Annotated in this window: 1 protein-coding gene; it reads right to left on the bottom strand. The window is 75.9% G+C overall.

Annotation, left to right across the window (positions count from 1 at the left end; all coding sequences use genetic code 11):
- Positions 1–12: 12 nt before the first annotated feature.
- The gene (locus tag ACIQ8B_RS19630; RefSeq protein ID WP_403548292.1) at positions 13–18,651 is read right to left on the bottom strand and encodes a non-ribosomal peptide synthase/polyketide synthase; all 18,639 of its coding nucleotides are present in this window, start codon (positions 18,649–18,651) and stop codon (positions 13–15) included.
- Positions 18,652–18,719: the final 68 nt, after the last annotated feature.

Below are 18,719 nucleotides of genomic sequence, written 5' to 3'. Positions count from 1 at the left end.
GTCGTCCGGTCCTCACCGTTCTTCGTGGTCGCTGTCGCCGCGTGCGGCGTCTTCGAGTTCGCTCAGCACCTGTTCCTCCACCAGGTCCGCCAGGGCGGCGACGGTGCGGCCCACCAGGACGTCGCGGGGCGTGAGGTGCACGCCGAAGGTGTCGTTGGCGCGGGAGGCGATGAGCAGGGCGCGCAGGGAGTCGCCGCCCAGGGCGAAGAAGTCGTCCTCCGCGCCCACGGTGGTCCCCAGGGCCTCCTCCCACAGGGCGGCGACGGCCTCCTCGGTGGGTGTGCGGGGCGGTACGTGCGCGGCGTCGGGCTGCCGCGTCTCCGGGGCGGGGGCGGGCAGCGCGGCCCGGTCGGTCTTGCCGTTCTCCGTCAGCGGGAAGCGGTCCATGACCACGAACGCCGAGGGCACCATCGGGCCGGGCAGGGTGCGGGCGGCGAGGGCCCGCAGCTCGGCGCCGGCGGGCGGCTCGGCACCGGGGGCGACGAGCACGTGGGCCACCAGGCGCGGCAGCCCCGGCTCGTCCTCCCGCACGCTCACCACCGCGTCCAGGACCGCCGGGTGGCGCACCAGGGTCGCCTCCACCTCGCCGGCCTCGATGCGGTGACCGCGCAGCTTGAGCTGGTGGTCGGTGCGGCCCAGGTAGTGCAGTTCGCCGCGGGCGTCGCGGCGGACCAGGTCGCCGGTGCGGTACATGCGGGCGCCGGGCGGGCCGAACGGGTCGGCGGTGAAGCGGGTCGCCGTCAGACCGGGGCGGCCCAGATAACCGCGGGCCAGGACCGGTCCGGCGAGCCACAGTTCGCCGGGCACGCCGTCGGGGACGGGACGCAGGCGGGCGTCGAGGACGTAGGCGGCGGTGACGGGCAGGGCGCGGCCGATGGGCGGCGCGGCGCCGTCCGGTTCCAGCGGGTCGGACCAGGTGGCGACGACGGTGGCCTCGGTGGGCCCGTAGGAGTTGACCATGCGGTGGTGGGGTGCCCAGCGGGCGACCAGTTCGGCCCGGCAGGCGTCCGCGCCGACGATCAGGGTGTGCAGGTCGGGCAGGGTGCCGGGGGTGTCCGGCGGGAGGGTGGCGAGCGCGGCGGGCGGCAGCAGGGTGTGCGTGATGCGCGCGTCGCGCAGGACGCCGGCGAGTTCGTCGCCGAGCAGCGGGCCCTGTTGCGGTACGACGAGGGCCGCGCCGTGCGGCAGGGACATGCACAGCTCCAGCACGGAGGCGTCGAAGCTGGGCGTGGCGAAGGCCAGCACGCGGTCCCCGGCACCGACCTGGTAGTGCGCGGCCTCGGCGGCGGCGAACGCGGCCAGACCCCGGTGCGTGACGACGACGCCCTTGGGGGTGCCGGTGGAGCCGGAGGTGTAGATGACGTACGCCGGGTCGTCGAGGTGCAGCGGGCGGACGCGGTCGGTGTCGGCGGGCCGGTGGTCCGGCGTGCCGTCGGGCGGTGCGGTGAGCAGGTCGGCGACCTCCCCGGCGGTCAGGGTGACGGCGGGCCGCGCGTCGCGCAGCATCGACTCCACCCGCTCGGCCGGGTAGCCCGGGTCCACCGGGAGGAACGCGGCGCCCGCCTTGGCCACGGCGAGCTGGGCGAGGATCATGTCCGCCGAGCGCGGCAGGACCAGCGCGACGATGTGGCCGGGCCCCGCCCCGCGGGCGATGAGTCGGTGCGCCAGCCGGTTGGCGCGGACCTCCGCCTCGGCGAAGGTGAACCTCGACTCTGCACTCTCGAGGGCGAGTCGGTCGGGCCAGTGGTCGACGGCCGCCTCGATCAGCGCGGGCAGCGTCGCCGGGGGCGGTGGCGCCTGGTGCGGGCGGGTGGGTCCGTGCAGCAGCCGGCGGCGTTCGGCCGGCGGCAGCACGTCCACCGCCCCCAGCGGCGCCTCGTCGCCTGAGGCGGCCAGCGCGGTCAGGGTGTGCATGAGCCGGGCGGCCAGGGCGTCGGCGGTGGCCTCGTCGAAGTACCGCGGGTCGTAGCCGAGTTCCACGGTCAGCTCGTCCCCGGGCGAGATCACCACCGTGAGCGGGTAGTTGGTCGCCTCGCGGGCGTCGAGGCCGTGCACGCGCACGCCGTGCGCGCCGGCGGTGGCGTCGCCGACCGGGTAGTTCTCGAACACCAGCAGGCTGTCGAACAGCGCGGTACCGGCCGGCAGTTCGCTCCACTGGTGGAGGTCCGTCAGCGGCACGTGGTCGAAGCGCCGGTCCTCGGCACGGGCGGCCTGCACCTCCCGCAGCCAGGCGGGACACGGCATGGAGTCGTCCACGGTGACCCGCGCGGGCAGGGTGGTGATGAACAGGCCGGTGATGGTGTCCGCGCCCGGCAGGTCGGCGGGCCGCCCGGAGACCGTCGTGCCGAAGCACACGTCCCGCTCGCCGCCGGAGCGTGCCAGCAGCAGCGCCCAGGCACCCTGGACCAAGGTGTTGAGGGTGAGCCGGTGACGGCGGGCGAAATCGGTCAGCCGGGCGGTGCCGGCCGCGTCGAGCCGCTGCGTCAGCCAGGTGCCCGACCGGGCGGCGGCGCCCGGGGCGGGCCTGCGGTCGTACGGCAGCGGGGCGGGCGCCGCGTACCCGGCGAGGGCGGCCTTCCAGTGCTCCTCGGCGGCGGCGCTGTCCCGGCCGGCCAGCCAGGCGGCGTAGTCCGCGAAGGGCCGCCGTCCCGGAAGGCGGGGCTCGGTTCCGGCGGCGAGCGCGGCATGTGCCTCCAGGACGTCCGACAGCACGTGGAAGACGCTCCAGCCGTCCAGCAGGACGTGGTGGAAGGTCCACACCACGCGCACCTGATCGGGGCCGAGCCGGATCAGGGTGACCCGCAGCAGCGGGGGGCGGTCCAGGTCGATGCCGCGGGCCCGGTCCTCGTCGAGCAGCCGCCGCAGCGCGTTCTCCTGCCGCTCCGGGTCGAGGTCGCTCCAGTCGAGCCGGGTGACGGGCAGCGGTACCCGGCGGTGCACGGTCTGCAACGGCACCGGGGCTCCGGTCAGGGCGACGGCGGTGCGCAGCACGGGCGTGGCGTCCACGACGTGCTGCCAGGCGTCGGCGAGCAGCGCGGGGTCGCGCACGCCGTCGGCGACGAGGGTGATCTGCTCGACGTACAGGCCCTCGCCGGGCTCGTCCATGCCGTGCACGACCATGCCGGTCTGGGTGGGGGTGAGCGGGTAGACGTCCGTCACGTCGTGGCCGTCGCCGACGAGTCGGTCCACGGCGGCCTGGTCCAGAGCGGCCAGCGGGAAGTCTGACGGGGTGCGGCCGCCCGCGCCGGGCTCGGCACAGTGCGCGACGATCCGGCGCAGCTCCTCCGCTGTCTCCTCGGCGAGACGGGCGACGGTCTCCGGCCGGTGCACCGCCCGGGAGTACGACCAGGTGAACTCGAGGCGCCGGTCGGTGACCCGGCCGAGCACGTCGATGAGGTGGGGTCGCTGCGCCGAGCGGTCCATGCCGCCGGTCAGGCCCTCGTGGGGCGCCCGCAGCAGACCGTCCCCGCCCCCCTTCCGGTCCTGCTGGCCGAGGTAGTTGAAGCCGACCTGCGGCAGGGCGGGCAGCCCGGCTCCCGCCGTCGGGTGCAGGTGGCGCAGCGCGCCGTAGCCCACTCCCCCGCGCGGTACGGCCCGCAGGTTCTCCTTGACGGTCTTGAGCGCGGTGCCGAGGTCGGCGCCGCGGGGCACGTCGAGGCCGACGGGGTACATGGTGGTGAACCAGCCGACGGTGCGGGAGAGGTCGACGCCGTCGAAGAGGTCCTCGCGGCCGTGGCCCTCCAGGGCGACCACCACCCGGTCCTGCTCCGTCCAGCGGGCGAGGACCCGGCCGAGGGCGGTCAACAGGACGTCGTTGACGCGGGTGCGGTAGGCGTCGGGGACCTCCGTCAGCAGGCGCCGGGTCTCCTCGGCGCCGAGGGCCACCGTCACGGTCTCCTCGTCGGCGGCGGTGTTGCCGCCGGGCCGATCGGTCGGCAGGTCGGTGGGGTGCAGGGCGCTCCAGTGGGCGACCTCGTCGTCGAAGCCGTCGTCGGCGGTGTACGCGGCCAGGCGCCGGGCCCAGTCGCGGAAGGACGTGGTCTTCGCGCCCAGGTCGGGGGTGCCGCCGGCGCGCAGCGCCCGGTGGGCGGCCTCAAGGTCTTCGAGGATCACCCGCCAGGACACCGCGTCGACGACCAGGTGGTGGGCGGCCAGCAGCAGCACGGGCGGCCGGTCGCCGTCCCGGTGGCACAGGGCGGCCTTCAGCAGCGGCCCGCCCGCCAGGTCGAACGCGGAGCACAACTCGGCGGCCACGTCGGCTGGTTCCTCAGGGGCGCGGTGCACCTCCAGGTGCGGTGCGGCGCCGGGCGGGGTGCCCACCTGCCGCCATCGGCCGTCGCCCGAGGGCTCGTAGCGCATGCGCAGCGCGTCGTGCTGCTCCAGCACCGCCGCGAGGGCGGCGCGCAGCAGCGTCTCGTCCGTGTCGGGTGCCGCCTCGAAGGAGACCGCCTGGGTGAAGCGGGCCGGGTCACCGGTGAGGGTGTCGAACAGCCAGTGCTGCACGGGCGTGAGGGGAACGTCGCCGACGACGGGGCCCTGGTCGGCCGTGGCGGTGGCGGGGCCGGCCGGTGAGGTGTCGACCGCGGCGGCCAACTCGGCGATCGTCTGATGGGCGAACAGGTGACGAGGTGTCAGGGTCAGTCCGGCCCGGCGGGCCGCGGAGACGATCTGGATGCCGAGGATGGAGTCCCCGCCGAGCGCGAAGTAGTTGTCCGTGGCGCCCACTTCGCGTACGCCCAGCACCTGCGCCCAGATCGCGGCGAGCGTCTGTTCGGTCGCGGTGCGCGGGGGCCGGGTGTCCTGCGGGGTGACGGCCGCGGACCACACCGGTTCGGGCAGGGCGCGCCGGTCCAGCTTGCCGGTGGCGCCCAGCGGCAGCCGCTCCAGGGGCACCACGGCCGCCGGGATCAGGTGGTCGGGCAGGGTGCGGGCGAGGAACTCCCGCAGCTCGGCCGGTGCGGGGAGGTCGCCGGCCCGGGGCACGGCGTAGCCGACGAGGCGCTTGTGGCCGCCGTGCTCCACGACGCGGGCGGCGGCCGCGGCGACCTGCGGGTGCCGGGCCAACGCGGCCTCCAGCTCGCCGAGTTCGATGCGGAAGCCGCGCACCTTGACCTGGTCGTCGGTGCGGCCCAGGTACAGCAGATCGCCGTCGGCGGTCCAGCGGACCAGGTCGCCGGTGCGGTACATGCGACTGCCGGGCGGGCCGAACGGGTCGGCGAGGAAGCGGCCGGCGGTCAGACCGGGCCGGTTGAGGTAGCCGCGGGCCACCCCGGTCCCGGCGAGGTACAGCTCGCCGGGCGCCCCGACGGGCACGGGCCGCATGCGGGCGTCGAGGACGTACGCGCGGGCGCCGCCGACGGGGCGGCCGATGGGCGGGACGCGGTCGGGGTCGGCCGGGTCGCAGGTGAAGGCGGTGGCGTAGACGGTGGCCTCGGTGGGGCCGTAGATGTTCATCACCCGGCAGCCGGGCACCGCCGCCCGTACCTGCTGGACGGCGCGGGCGGGCAGTGCCTCGCCGGCCAGGACGACGGTGTCGGCGCCGACGTGCACGGTGTCCTCGGCCAGCAGCCGGCCGAGGGCGGACGGCACGGCGCTGAGCAGCCCCGCCCGCCACGGTTCGGACCGTTCGGCGAGGGCCAGCAGGTCGCGGACGACCTCGACCCGGCCGCCCGCCAGCAGCGGCGAGAAGATCTCGAAGACCGACACGTCGAAGTTGAGCGAGGTGGACGCCACCACGTGGGCGAGCCCGCGGCCGGTGAACTCGGCGGCGGCCCAGTCGGTCAGCGCCACCACCGAGGCGTGGGGGACGACGACGCCCTTGGGCCGGCCGGTGGAGCCGGAGGTGTGGATGACGTAGGCCGGGTGGTCCGGCAGCAGCCTGCCGCGCCGCTCGCCGTCGCCGACGGGCGCGGCGGACGCGGCGGCCAGCCGGGCGGCCCCGTCCGGGTCGTCCAGGGCGATCCGCGTGTACGGGCCGTCCGGCAGCCGTGCGGAGGTCTCCGCGCTGGTGATCACCGCGTCGGGGCGTACGTCCTCGAAGAGGAACGCGATGCGCTCCGCCGGGTAGCCGGGGTCGACCGGCAGGTAGGCGGCGCCGCTCTTGAGGACCGCGAGAAGTGCCACGATCAGGTCGGCGGTGCGGGGCAGGGCCAGGGCGACGAACCGCTCCGGCCCGGCGCCGGCCTCGATCAGCAGGCGGGCGAGCCGGTTGGCACGCTCGTCGAGCTGCCGGTACGTGAGGTGGTCGGCGCCGGAGCTGACGGCGGGCACGTCGGGGGTGCGGGCGGCCTGGTCCGCGAAGGCGTCCGGAAGGGTGCGCCGCGGGAGTCGCGCCCCGGGTCCGGCGAGGCGGTCCAGGAGGCGGCGTCCGTCGGCCGGTTCGAGCGGGGCCAGGTCGGCCAGGCTGCGGTCGGCGTCGGCGGCGAACTGCGTCAGGAGCGTGCGCAGGCTCGCGCCGATCCCCTCGACGGTGGCCGTGTCGAAGGCGGCCGGGTCGTAGTCGAGGCTCACGGTGACGTCGTCGCCGGGGGCGACGACCACGCTGAGCGCGTAGCTGGTCGGCTCGACGTCGCGTTCCTGCTCGACGGCGAGTCCGTGCCGGGCCAGGGCGCCCACGTCGAACGGGTAGTTCTCGAAGACGACGATGCTGTCGAACAGGCCGGTGCCGCCGGGGACTTCGCTCCACGACTGGAGCTGGGCGAGGGACACGAAGTCGTGGCGGCGCGACTCGGCCTGGGCGGCCTGCAGTTCGCGCAGCCACTCCAGCACCGGGCGCCGCCGGTCGACGCGCAGCCGGGTGGGCAGGGTGTTGATGAACAGGCCCACCATCGAGGTCACGCCGGGCAGTTCGGCGGGGCGGCCGGACACGGTCGTGCCGAAGACGACGTCGTCGCCGCCGCCGTAGTGGTGCAGCAGCAGGCCCCAGGCGCCCTGAAGCACCGTGTTGACGGTCAGCCCGGCCCGCTGGGCGGTGTCCCTGAGCCGTGCCGACACCTCCGTGCCGAGGGCGACCCGCACCGTGCCCGACGAGGACGCGCCGTGGGTGTCGGCGGGGCGCCGGTCGCGGGGCAGTTCGGTGGGCACGGCGAACCCGGCGAGGGTGTCGCGCCAGTGCTGTTCCGCCCGGGCGGTGTCCTGAACGGCCAGCCATTCCAGGTAGCGGGCGAAGCGGGCCCGGTCGGGCACCTGCGGGCGGCGGCCGGCGGTCCGGGCCGCGTACCGCTCGCACACCTCGTCGAACACCTGGGCCGCGCTCCAGCCGTCGAGCAGCACGTGGTGGAACGTCCACACCATGCGCACCCGGTCCGGTGCCAGCCGGATCAGTGCGAGCCGCATCAGCGGGGCCGCGCCGAGGTCGATGCCGGCCTCGCGGTCGGCGTCGAGCAGCGCCTCCGTCTCGCGTGCGCACCACTCGGGGGTCCGGCCGGTCCAGTCGTGGTGGGTGACGGGCACGGCGGCCCGCGTCTCCACCACCTGGAGGGGTTCGGCGGTCTCCTGCCACACCAGGCGGGTGCGCAGGATGGCGTTGGCGTCCGCCGTGTCCTGCCAGGCCCCGGCGAGGGCGTGCGGGTCGGTGACGCCGTGCAGGACGACCTGCACCTGGTTGACGTAGGTGCGGCCCTGCGGGTCCATCAGGCTGTGGAACAGCATGCCCGCCTGCATCGGGGTCAGCGGGTACACGTCCTCGACGCCGCGGCCGTCGCCCACGACCCGGTCCACGGCGGCCTGGTCGAGCCGGGCCAGCGGGAAGTCCGACGGCGTGCGGCCGCCGGCCCGCGGGGCGGCGCAGTGCGCGACGATCTCCTCCAGGGACCGCAGCATGCCCTCGGCGAGGGAGGCGACGGTCTCCTCGCGGTGGCGGCCGCCGCTGTAGTGCCAGGTGATCTCCAGCTGGTCGTCCTCGACGCGGGCCACCACGTCCAGCAGGTGCGGCCGGGGCGCGCCGGGGTCCTCCGCGCCGTCCAGGCCGCCGGGCACGGCCCGGACCAGCTCGGCGTCGGCGGCGGACCAGTCGAACCGGCCGAGGTAGTTGAAGCTGATGCCGGGAAGCGGTGCTCCGGCGAGGTGTTCGTCGCCCGCGAGGTGGCGCAGCGCGCCGTAGCCGATGCCCCGGTCGGGCACGGCCCGCAGCTGTTCCTTCACGGCCTTCAGCGCGGTGCCCCAGTCGCCGTCGGGCAGGTCGAGGGCGACCGGGAAGAGGCTGGTGAACCAGCCGACCGTGCGGGACAGGTCGAGGTCGTCGAAGTGCTGGTCCTCGCGCCCGTGGCCCTCCAGTCCCACGGCGACGGTGCTCCGGCCGGTCCAGTCGGCCAGGACGCGGCCCAGGGCGGTCAGCAGGACGTCGTCGACGCGGGTGCGGTACACGCCGGGGACCTTGCGCAGGAGGTCCTCGGTGCGCCGTCGGTCGAGGCGTACGGTCACAGCGCGCAGGTCGGCGACGGTGTTGCCGCCGTCGAGGTCCTCGGGCAGGGGTGCGGCGCAGTGCCGGGAGACGTCGGCCCAGTGGGCGCGCTGCGCGGCGAGGTCCGCCTCGCCGGTGCGTGCGGTGAGCCGCCGCACCCACTCCCGCACGGACGTGGTGCGCTGCGGCAGCCGGACCGGCTCGCCGTTCCCGGCCTGCCGGTAGGCGGTCTCCAGGTCCTCCAGCAGGACGCGCCAGGAGACGCCGTCGACGATCAGGTGATGGGCCGTCAGCAGCAGGCGCGGTGGCCGGCCGCCGCCGGTGAAGAGGCGTGCGGCGATCAGCGGTCCGGTGTCCAGCCGGAAGCCGGTGTGCGCCTCGTGGGTGAGGCGGGCCTCGGTCTGTGCGGCGACGTCGGCGTCCTGGCCGCTCAGGCCGTGCGCCCGCAGCAGCTCCGGCACGTCGGCGTCCGCGGAGGCGTACTCCTGGCGCCAGGTGCCGTCCGTCGTACGGGTGAAGCGGGCGCGCAGGGCGTCGTGATGGGACCACAGCGCGGCCAGGGCGGCGTGCAGTGCATCCGGGTCCACGTCCTCACCGGTCTCGACGACCACCGACTGGTTGAAGTACTCCGGGCGCGGCAGCGCGGCGTCGAGGAACCAGCGCTGGATCGGGGTGAGGGGCACCTCGCCCGCGACCGGCCCGGTGCCCGCGACGGTCGCGGCGGCGCCGGTCGAGGCGGCGGCCAGGGCGGCGAGCGTGGGGTGGCGGAACAGGTCCCTCGGAGTCAGCGCGAGCCCGGCGGTGCGGGCCCGGGAGACGACCTGGATGCTGACGATCGAGTCGCCGCCCAGCATGAAGAAGTGGTCGTCCAGGCCGACGCGTTCCACCCCCAGCAGCTCGGCCCAGATGCCGGCGAGCACCTGCTCGGCCTCGGTGCGCGGTGCGCGGTAGGCGCTGTCGGTCGCCGCCGACCACTCGGGGGCGGGCAGCCGGCGCCGGTCGACCTTGCCGTTGGTGGTCAGGGGCAGCTCGGTAAGGGGGACGAAAGCGGCCGGGACCATGTAGTCGGGCAGCTCGGCAGCCACGTGGGCGCGCAGCTCGGCCGTCCGCGGCACGGCGGCGCCGAGGGCCGGCACCAGGTGGGCGACCAGGCGTTTGCGGCCCTCGTGCCGGGACACCGACACCACCGCCTCGGCGACCGCGGGGTGGGCGGTGAGCCGGGCCTCGATCTCGGCGGGCTCCACCCGGAAGCCGCGGATCTTGATCTGGTCGTCGACGCGTCCCACGAAGTGCAGATCACCGTCGGCGCCCCAGCGCACGATGTCGCCGGTGCGGTACATCCGCCCGCCGGGCGGTCCGTAAGGGTCGGCCAGGTAGCGGGCCGCGGTGGCGCCGGGGAGGCCGATGTAGCCGCGGGCCAGTCCGGCACCCGCGAGGTACAACTCCCCCGGCACGCCGGGGGGTTGCGGTTGGAGGGCGCCGTCCAGGACGTAGGCGCGGGTGTCGTCCAGGGGGCGGCCGATGGGGAGCGCCGCGGGCAGGGTGTCACCGGCGCGGAAGGGCCGGCGGGTGGCGAAGGTGGTGGTCTCGGTGGGGCCGTAGACGTCGACGACGGTGAGGTCGGGGCAGGCGTCCAGCACGCGCCGTACGGCGGCGCCGGGCACGGCCTCACCGCCGGTCCACACCTCGCGGGCGCCGCGCAGGCAGGCGGGGTCCTCCTGGGCGAACAGGCGGAACAGGCCGATCGTCAGAAAGACGCAGCCGACGCCCTGTTCGGCGATCGCGTAGCGTACGGCGGCGGCGTCCAGCTCCCCGGGCGGGGCGAGGACGGCCGTGCCGCCGCGCAGCAGGGGCACCCACAGCTCGTAGGTGGAGGCGTCGAAGGCGTGCGGGGAGTGCACGAGGACGCGGTCGTGGCTCGCGAAGGCACGGTCGAGGGCGAGCGCGGCGACGTCCCGCTGCCGTGCGGCCACACCCTTGGGGCTGCCGGTGGAGCCGGAGGTGAACATGAGGTACTGGACGTGGTCCGGGTGCACGCGCGGCACGGTGGTGAGATCCGCTGCGGGCCCTTCAGTGTCCAGGTCCGGGCGCAGGACGCGTCCCTCGGGCAGGAGGTCCGCGGCCGTTCCGTGCCACTCGGCGTCCGTGAGGAGCAGGTCGGCGCCGGCCTCGGCGAGCATGGTGCGCAGCCGGTCCGCGGGGGCCCGGCCGTCGAGCGGGACGTACACGCCGCCGAGGCGGGCGAGGGCGAGCTGGGCGACGACGAGGGCGGTCGAGCGGTCCATGAGCACGCCGACGGCGACCTCGGGCCGCACCCCGAGCGCGGCCAGCCGGCCGGCCAGGGCCGTCGCCCGGGCGTCGAGGTCGCGGTAGGTCAGCCGCTCGTCGCCGGCCAGCAGGGCGACGGCGTCCGGGGTGCGTTCCACCTGGGCGGCGAAGAGGTCCGCGGTGGTCGTGACGGGCGCGTCGGTGGCCGTGTCGTTCCAGGTGTGCAGCACCTGCTCGCGGCGGGCGGCCGTCAGCAGGGACAGCCGGGCGGGGGTGGACCGCGGGGTGGTGGCGAAGCTCTCCAGCAGGACGGTGAGGTACTCGGCCATCCGCTCGACGGTGGCGGCGTCGAAGAGGTCGGGGTCGTAGCCGAGGCGCAGGGCGAGCTCCGCGCCGGGGTAGGCGACCAGGCTGAGCGGGTAGTTGGTGGTCTCGATGCCCTCCAGGCCGCTCAGCCGGAGGCCGTGCGCGGCGGCCAGGTCGTCGTCGACCGGGTAGTTCTCGAACACGACGATGCTGTCGAAGAGGGCGGCCCGCTCAGGCAGGTCGGTGTACGCCGTCATCCGGTTCAGCGGCACGTGGTCGTGGCGCCGGTCCTCGCTCTGCTCCTGCTGGAGCCGGGCCAGCCAGGTGAGCAGCGGCTCGTCGCGCGGCACCCGCACGCGGGTGGGCAGGGTCGCGATGAACAGGCCGGTGATGGCGTCGGAGCCGGGCAGCTCGGGCGGCCGCCCGGAGACGGTGGTGCCGAACACCACCTCGTCGCGGCCTGCCTGGCGGCTCATCAGCACGGCCCAGGCGCCCTGGACAAGCGTGTTGAGCGTCAGGCCTGCCGTCCTGGCCACGTCCTCCAGGGACTTGGTGACGGCCTCGGGCAGGGTGACGCGCACCGCCTCCGTGGACTCGGCGCGGTGGCTCTCGCGGGGCTCGCGGTCGAAGGGCAGCGCGGTCGTCTCTGCCAGGCCGTTCAGGCGGGCCCGCCAGTGGCGTTCGCCCTCGGCGCCGTCGGTGTGCTCCCGCAGCCAGGCGACGTAGTCACGGAACGGGCGGCGCTCGGGCAGCGTCATCGGTGCGCTGCCGGACAGGCCCGCGTGGCAGGCGAACACGTCGGACAGCACCTGGAACAGGCTCCAGCCGTCCAGGATCAGGTGGTCGAAGGACCACACGACGCGCACCGCGGTGTCGGAGACCCGGGCCAGCACGAGGCGCTGGAGCGGGGCGCGGGTCAGGTCGACGCCCCGGGCGCGGTCGCGTTCGAGCAGGTCGCGCAGCCGCTCGTCCTGTTCGGCCGCGGTCAGGCCGCGCCAGTCGGCGGTCTCCACCGGTACGGCGGCCCGGCGCTGCACCGCGAGCAGCGGCTCGGGCACGTCCTCCCACACCACCCGTGCGCGCAACACCGGGGTGCGGTCGGTGATCCGCTGCCAGGCGTCGGCCAGCACCGCCGGGTCGGGCACTCCGTCCAGGACGAACGTCAACTGCTGGAAGTACACGCCGCGGTCGGCCTGGGAGAGCCGGTGGAAGAGCATGCCGGCCTGGGTGGGCGTGAGCGGGTGGACGTCCTCCAGGCCCGCCGGGTCCTCCCCCGCGATCCGGTCGACGTGGTTCTGGTCGAGCCGCGCCAGCGGGAAGTCCGAGGGGGTGCGTCCGGCGGCGCCGGGACGGGCCGCGTGCCGGGCGAGACCGGCCAGCGCGTCGGCGTAACGTTCCGCGAGATCCGCGACGGTCTCCGGGCGGTGCAGCCGGCCGGAGTAGAACCAGGTGAACTCCAGGCTGTCCCCGTCGAGCCGCCCCACCACCTCCAGGGGGTGCGGGCGCGTCGAGGCGGGGTCGGCCTCCAGCTCCAGCGGACGGGCCAGCCCGCGGAACAGTCCCTCCGCGGAGGTCCCGGACAGGCCGAACCGGCCGAGGTAGTTGAAGCTGATCTGCGCGCTGGTCGCCGGGAGCGGTGCGCCGTCGAGGCCCGGCAGGGTCAGGGCGCCGTGGCCGATGCCGTGCCGGGGCACGGCGCGCAGGTGTTCCTTGACCCGCTTGAGCACGCCGTCCCAGCCGTCCTCGGGCGGGACGGCCAGGGCGACGGGGTGGCGGGTGGTGAACCAGCCGACGGTGCGGCTGGTGTCGACGTCGGCGAACAGGTCCTCGCGGCCGTGCCCTTCGACGTCGACCAGGACCCGCTCGTGGCCGCTCCAGCCGCACAGCACCCGGCCGAGCGCGGCGAGCAGGACGTCGTTGGCCCGGGTGCGGTACGTCTCGGAGAGGGTTCGCAGCAGCAGGTCGGTGTCCTCGGGGCCGATCCGCACCGTCACCGAGCGCTGGGAGGCGTAGGTGTTGGCACCGTCCCGGTCCGCAGGCAGGGCGGCCAGGGCGCCCTCGGTCTCCCGGGTCCAGTACGCCTTCTCCGCGGCGAAGCCGCCGGCGGCGGTGTGCGCGGCCAGCCGCTCGGCCCACTGCCGCAGCGGTGAGGACTTGCGGGGCAGCGCGGCCGCGCCGTCGCGGCCGTCACGGCGTGCGTGGTAGGCGTGTTCGAGGTCTTCCAGGAGCAGGCGCCAGGAGACGCCGTCCACGACGAGGTGGTGGACTGACAGGTGCAGGACGGGCGGCCGTCCGTCGCCCCGGTCGTGCAGGACGGCGCGCAACAGCGGGCCGTGGGCCAGGTCGAACGGGCCGAGGTGCGGGGAGTCGGTGTCCGGGCCGGTGTGGCGGGTGAGGCGGCAGCGCGCGGCCGGGCCGTCGATCAGCCACCGTACGCCCGCCCCGTCGGCAAGGAAGCGGGACCGCAGCGCGTCGTGGTGGGCGACCACGTCGTCCAGTGCGGCTTGGAGCGCGCTCTCGTCGACGTCGGCGGGCAGGTCCAGCGACAGCGTCTGGGCGAAGTGCCCGGCCCGCTCGGCGGCGCTGTCGAACAGCCAGCGCTGGATGGGGGTCAGCGGCGCGGGGCCGGTGGCCTCGACGGGGGCGGCCGGAGCGGCCCCGCGCCGGCTGCCGGCCTCGTCGGCGCGGCGGGCCAGGGCGGCGAGCGTCTGGTGCTGGTACAGGTCCCGCGAGCTGATCGTCAGGCCCGCCTGCCGGGCCCGGGCCACGACCTGGATGCTGAGGATGGAGTCCCCGCCCAGCGCGAAGAAGTTGTCGTCGGCGCCGACCCGTTCCACGTGCAGGACACCGGCCCAGATGGCGGCGAGGGTCCGTTCGGTGGCCGTGCGGGGCGCGACGTGACGGGCGGCGCGTTCGGCGGGCGCCGGGTCGGGGAGCCGGCCGCGGTCCAGCTTGCCGTTGGGGTTGAGCGGCAGGGCGGGCAGCACCACGACGGCCGAGGGCACCATGTACTCGGGCAGGGTGCGCCCGAGGGCACGGCGTACGGCCTCGGGCTCCACGGTGGCGCCGGGCGCGGGGACGACGTACCCGGCGAGGCGGCGGTGGCCGTCGGCGTCGCGGACGGTGGCCGCGGCCTCGGCGACGCCCGCGCAGCCGCGCAGGGCCTCCTCGACCTCGCCGAGTTCGATGCGGAAACCGCGCACCTTGACCTGCTGGTCGAGGCGGCCCAGGTACTCCAGCTGGCCGTCGGCGCTCCAGCGCACCAGATCGCCCGTGCGGTACATGCGCTCCCCGGGAGCGCCGAACGGGTCGGCGACGAAGCGGGCGGCGGTCAGACCGGGGCGGTGCAGGTACCCGCGCGCGAGTCCGCCGCCGCCGAGGTACAGCTCGCCGGTGACGCCCGGCGGCTGGGGGCGCAGCAGACGGTCCAGGACATAGGCGCGGGTGCGGGCGATGGGACGGCCGATGGGCGGAGCCTGCTCGGGGACGGTGCCGCCGGCGAACCAGGCGGTGGCGTAGACGGTTGCCTCGGTGGGGCCGTAGATGTTCGCCACCTCGGCCGCGGGCATCGCGTCCTTGAGGTCCCGGACGGTGCGGGCGGGCAGGGCCTCCCCGGCAAGGACGACGGTGTCCGCCTCCAGGGCGCCGTCGCCGCCGAACACCCGGGACAGCGCGGACGGCACGCCGCTGAGGAGTCCGGCCCGGCCCGGCCGGGAACCGTCGGTGAGATCGGCCAGCGCGGTGAGGTCGGCGATCACCTCGACACTGCCGCCGGCCGTCAGGGGGCACAGCAGCTCGAAGACGGACACGTCGAAGTTGAGGGAGGTGGAGGCGACGACATGGGAGAAGCCGCGCGCTCCGAACGTGTCCCGGGCCCAGGCTGCCAGCGCGGCCACGCTGCGGTGGGTGACGACCACGCCCTTGGGCCGGCCGGTGGAGCCGGAGGTGTAGATGACATAGGCGGGGTGGGACGCGTGGAGGGGCGCCGTGCGGTCGGCATCCGTGAGGTCGGCTTCGGCGCCGGCCGGGTCCGCGAAGCCGGCCGCGGTGCCGGCCGGGGCGTCGGTCGTGGTGCCGGTGACGAAGGGCGCCACGTCCTCCAGCAGCAGCGGCTCGCAGCCCTCGGGCAGCGCGTGCGCGGTCTCCCGGGTGGCGAGGACGAGGGCGGGGGCCGCGTCGGTGAGCATGAAGCGGATGCGCTCGGCCGGGTAGGCGGGGTCGACGGGCAGGTAGCCTGCGCCCGACTTCAGGACGGCCCACAGCACCGGCAGCAGGCCGGCGGTGCGCGGCAGGCACAGTGCGACCAGGGACTCCGGTCCCGCGCCGCGCGCCGCGAGCAGGCGGGCGAGCCGGTTGGCGCGCCGGTTCAGGCCGGCGTAGTCCAGCCGGGCGTCACCGCAGGTCACGGCGGTCCGATCGGGCGTCCTGGTCACCTGCTCCTCGAACAGCGCGGGGAGCGTGGTGCCGGCGGCCGGATCCGCGGCCGACGCGGGCGGGTTCCAGGAGTCGAGGAGCACGCGCCGCTCGTCGTCGGACAGCAGCGGGAGGTCGGCCAGCGTCCGCTGCGGGCCGTCCGCCATGCCTTCGAGCAGGTGGTGCAGTTGTCGGGCCATCCGGGCCACGGTCGCCGCGTCGAACAGGTCCGTGTTGTACTCGACCGTCAGCTCGTGCCCGCCGTCGGCGCGCGGCGCGAACTCCAGCACCAGGTCGAAGCGGGCGGCCGGGCGGGGCAGCGGGTGGTCGTCGATGCGCAGTCCGGCGGCGACCGGCGGCCGGGCGGGGGCGGCCTGCTGGACCACCAGCGCCTGCACCAGCGGGGTGCGGCTGGGGTCGCGGGGCGGGGCCAGCTCCTCGACCACCCGGTCGAAGGGCGCGCCGTCGTGGGCGAACGCGTCCAGCACGGTCGCGCGCATGCTCTGCACGAACCGGTCGACCGTGACGGCGTCGTCGACCTCACCGCGCAGCACGACGGTGTTGGCGAAGAAGCCGGTCACGTCCTCGAGTTCGCGGCGGTCCCGACCGTTGGTGACGGTGCCGAAGGCGACGTCCCGCTGTCCCGAGTGGCGGGCGAACAGCACGGCCGCCGCCGCGGCGAACACCGTGAAGACGGTGGTGTCGCGGCCCGCGGCCAGCTGCCGCAGCCGGTCCACCAGGTGGCGCGGCACGTCCTGGCGGTGGGCGGCGCCCGCGGTGGTGCGCACCCCGGGGCGCGGCCGGTCGGTGGGCAGCTCGAGCTGCTGGAGGCCGGCGAGGTGGCGTCTCCAGTAGGCGAGGTCGTCGGCGTGGGCGTCGGCCGTGTGCCGGCCGCGCTCCCACAGCGCGAAATCCGGGTACTGCACCGCCTGTTCGGGCAGCCCGTCGGGTTCGCCGGCGGCCTCCGCGCGGTAGAGGGCGGCCAGGTCCCGGGTCAGGACGCCGACCGACCAGCCGTCGGTGACGATGTGGTGCTGGGCCAGCAGCAGCACGTGGTCCTCGGGTGCCCGGCGGACGAGCAGCGCCCGCGTCAGGGGCCCGGTCGTCAGGTCGTGGGGGCGGCGCAGTTCCTCGGTCAGCAGGCGCTCGACGGCGCTGTCCCGCCGGTCGGCGGGCACGTGCCCGACGTCGGCGGTGCGCAGCGGCAGGTCCGGCTCGGAGGCGACGCGTTGGACGCCCTGCCCGTCGACCGTGGCGAAGGTGGTGCGCAGGGAGTCGTGGCGGGCGGCGAGCCGGTGCAGGGCGCGTTCCAGGGCAGGCGTGTCGAGGGGGCCGCGCAGGCGCAGGGCGACGCCGGTGTTGTATTCGGTGCCGCCGTCGGTGAGGTCGTCGAGGAACCACAGGCGCCGCTGGGCGCTGGAGAGCGGGACGGGTTCCGAGCGCGGGGCGGCGGGGATCGGCTCCGGCGGGGCGGCGCACGGCTCGGCGGTCAGCGGGGCGAGCGCGGAGATGGTCCGCGCGGTGAACACGTCGCGCAGGGTGAGCCGGGCGCCGGATGCCTCCCGGATGCGGGTCAGCACGCGGGCCGCGAGGATCGAGTCGCCGCCGAGGTCGAAGAAGTCGTCGTCGATGCCGACGGTGTCCACGCCGAGGACGTCGGCCCAGATCGCGGCCAGGGTCCGTTCGCCGTCGGTGCGCGGTGCGACGTGCCGCTCGGCCGGCGCCGCACCGGGGGCGGGCAGTGCCCTGAGGTCGATCTTGTTCTGCGGGGTGAGCGGCAGCGCGTCCAGCACGACGATCACGGAGGGCACCATGTGCGCGGGCAGCGCGGCGGCGAGGGCGGCGCGCAGCCGGGCCGGCTCGGGTCTGCGGGCGGGGGCGGCGGGGGTGACGTAGCCGATGAGCCGGCCGCGGCCCGGATCCTGGTCACGGACCACGACGACGGCCTCGCGGACCTGCGGGTCCCGGGTCAGGGCGGCCTCGATCTCACCGGGTTCGATGCGGAAGCCTCGCACCTTGACCTGCCGGTCGGCACGGCCGAGGAACTCCAGCTCGCCGTCGTCGCGCCGGCGTACCCGGTCGCCGGTGCGGTAGAGACGGGCGCCGGCCGGCCCGAAGGGGTGGGCGACGAACCGTGTCGCGGTCAGTCCGGGGCGGTTGAGGTAACCGCGGGCCAGACCGTCGCCGCCCACGTACAGCTCGCCCTCGCCGCCGGGCGGCACCGGGCGCAGTGCCGCGTCCAGGACGTGTGCCTCGGTGCCGGGCAGCGGGCCGCCGATGGTGGGCGTCCCGGTGCCCGCGGTCAGGGGTCCGGTCCAGGTGGCGACGATGGTGGCCTCGGTCGGCCCGTAGGAGTTGATCATGCGGCGGCCGGGGGCCCACCGGTCGACGAGGGCGGCCGGGCACGCCTCGGCGCCGACGATCAGGGTGCGCAGCGACGGCAGACCGCCGAGGTCCGCCGGGTCGGGCAGGGTGGCGAGGGCCGCCGGCGGTATGAGGGTGTGAGTGATGCGGTGTTCGGCCAGGACGGCGGCCAGTTCGTCGCCCAGCCAGGGCCCGTGCGGCGGGACGACCAGCGTGGCGCCGGACAGCACGGAGATGAACAGCTCCAGCACGGAGGCGTCGAAACTGGGCGAGGAGAACTGCAGCACGCGGTCGCCGGGGCCGACGGCGTAGCGTTCGGCGGCCGCCGCGGCGAAACCGGCGATGCCCCGGTGGGTGACGGTGACGCCCTTGGGGGTGCCGGTGGAGCCGGAGGTGAAGATGACGTACGCGGCATGGTCGGGCAGTACCGGGGGCGCGGGCGCGGTCGCCTCGCGGTCCTCGTCGTCCAGCAGTGCGCGGACCCGGTCGCGGTCGTCCAGGACGATGGCCGGTGCGGCGTCGGCGAGCATCAGTTCCCGCCGTTCGGCGGGGTAGTCGGGATCGACGGGCAGGAAGGCGGCACCGGTCAGGGCCACGGCCAGCTCGGCGGCGATCAGTTCCATCGAGCGCGGCAGGACCAGTGCCACCGTCCGCTCCGGTCCGGCGCCGTTCGCGGCGAGGTGGGCGCCGAGCAGGCGGGCCCGCCGGGCGAGTTCGCCGTACGACCAGGTGCGGCGGCCGTCGGTCACCGCGGGGGCGTGCGGGTCGCGCGTCACCCAGCCGGTGAACACCTCACGGAGCGGGACGTGCCGTGTGGCGTGGTCGGCACGGGCCGGCGGGACGGGACCGGCCGCTGGGGAAGCGGGCGTGGCGGGGCGCGGGGCGTGCAGGTCCGTCATCGGGGAGCAGTCCTTCGGGCGGTGGCGGGGCGCGGACCCGGCGCGCCGCTCGCGGGCGGCGCGCGGGC

This window comes from Streptomyces sp. NPDC096105 (assembly GCF_044763335.1).
Lineage (GTDB): Bacteria > Actinomycetota > Actinomycetes > Streptomycetales > Streptomycetaceae > Streptomyces.
Note: the sequence above shows the minus strand (reverse complement) of the source record. Positions and strands in the feature narration are given on the sequence as shown.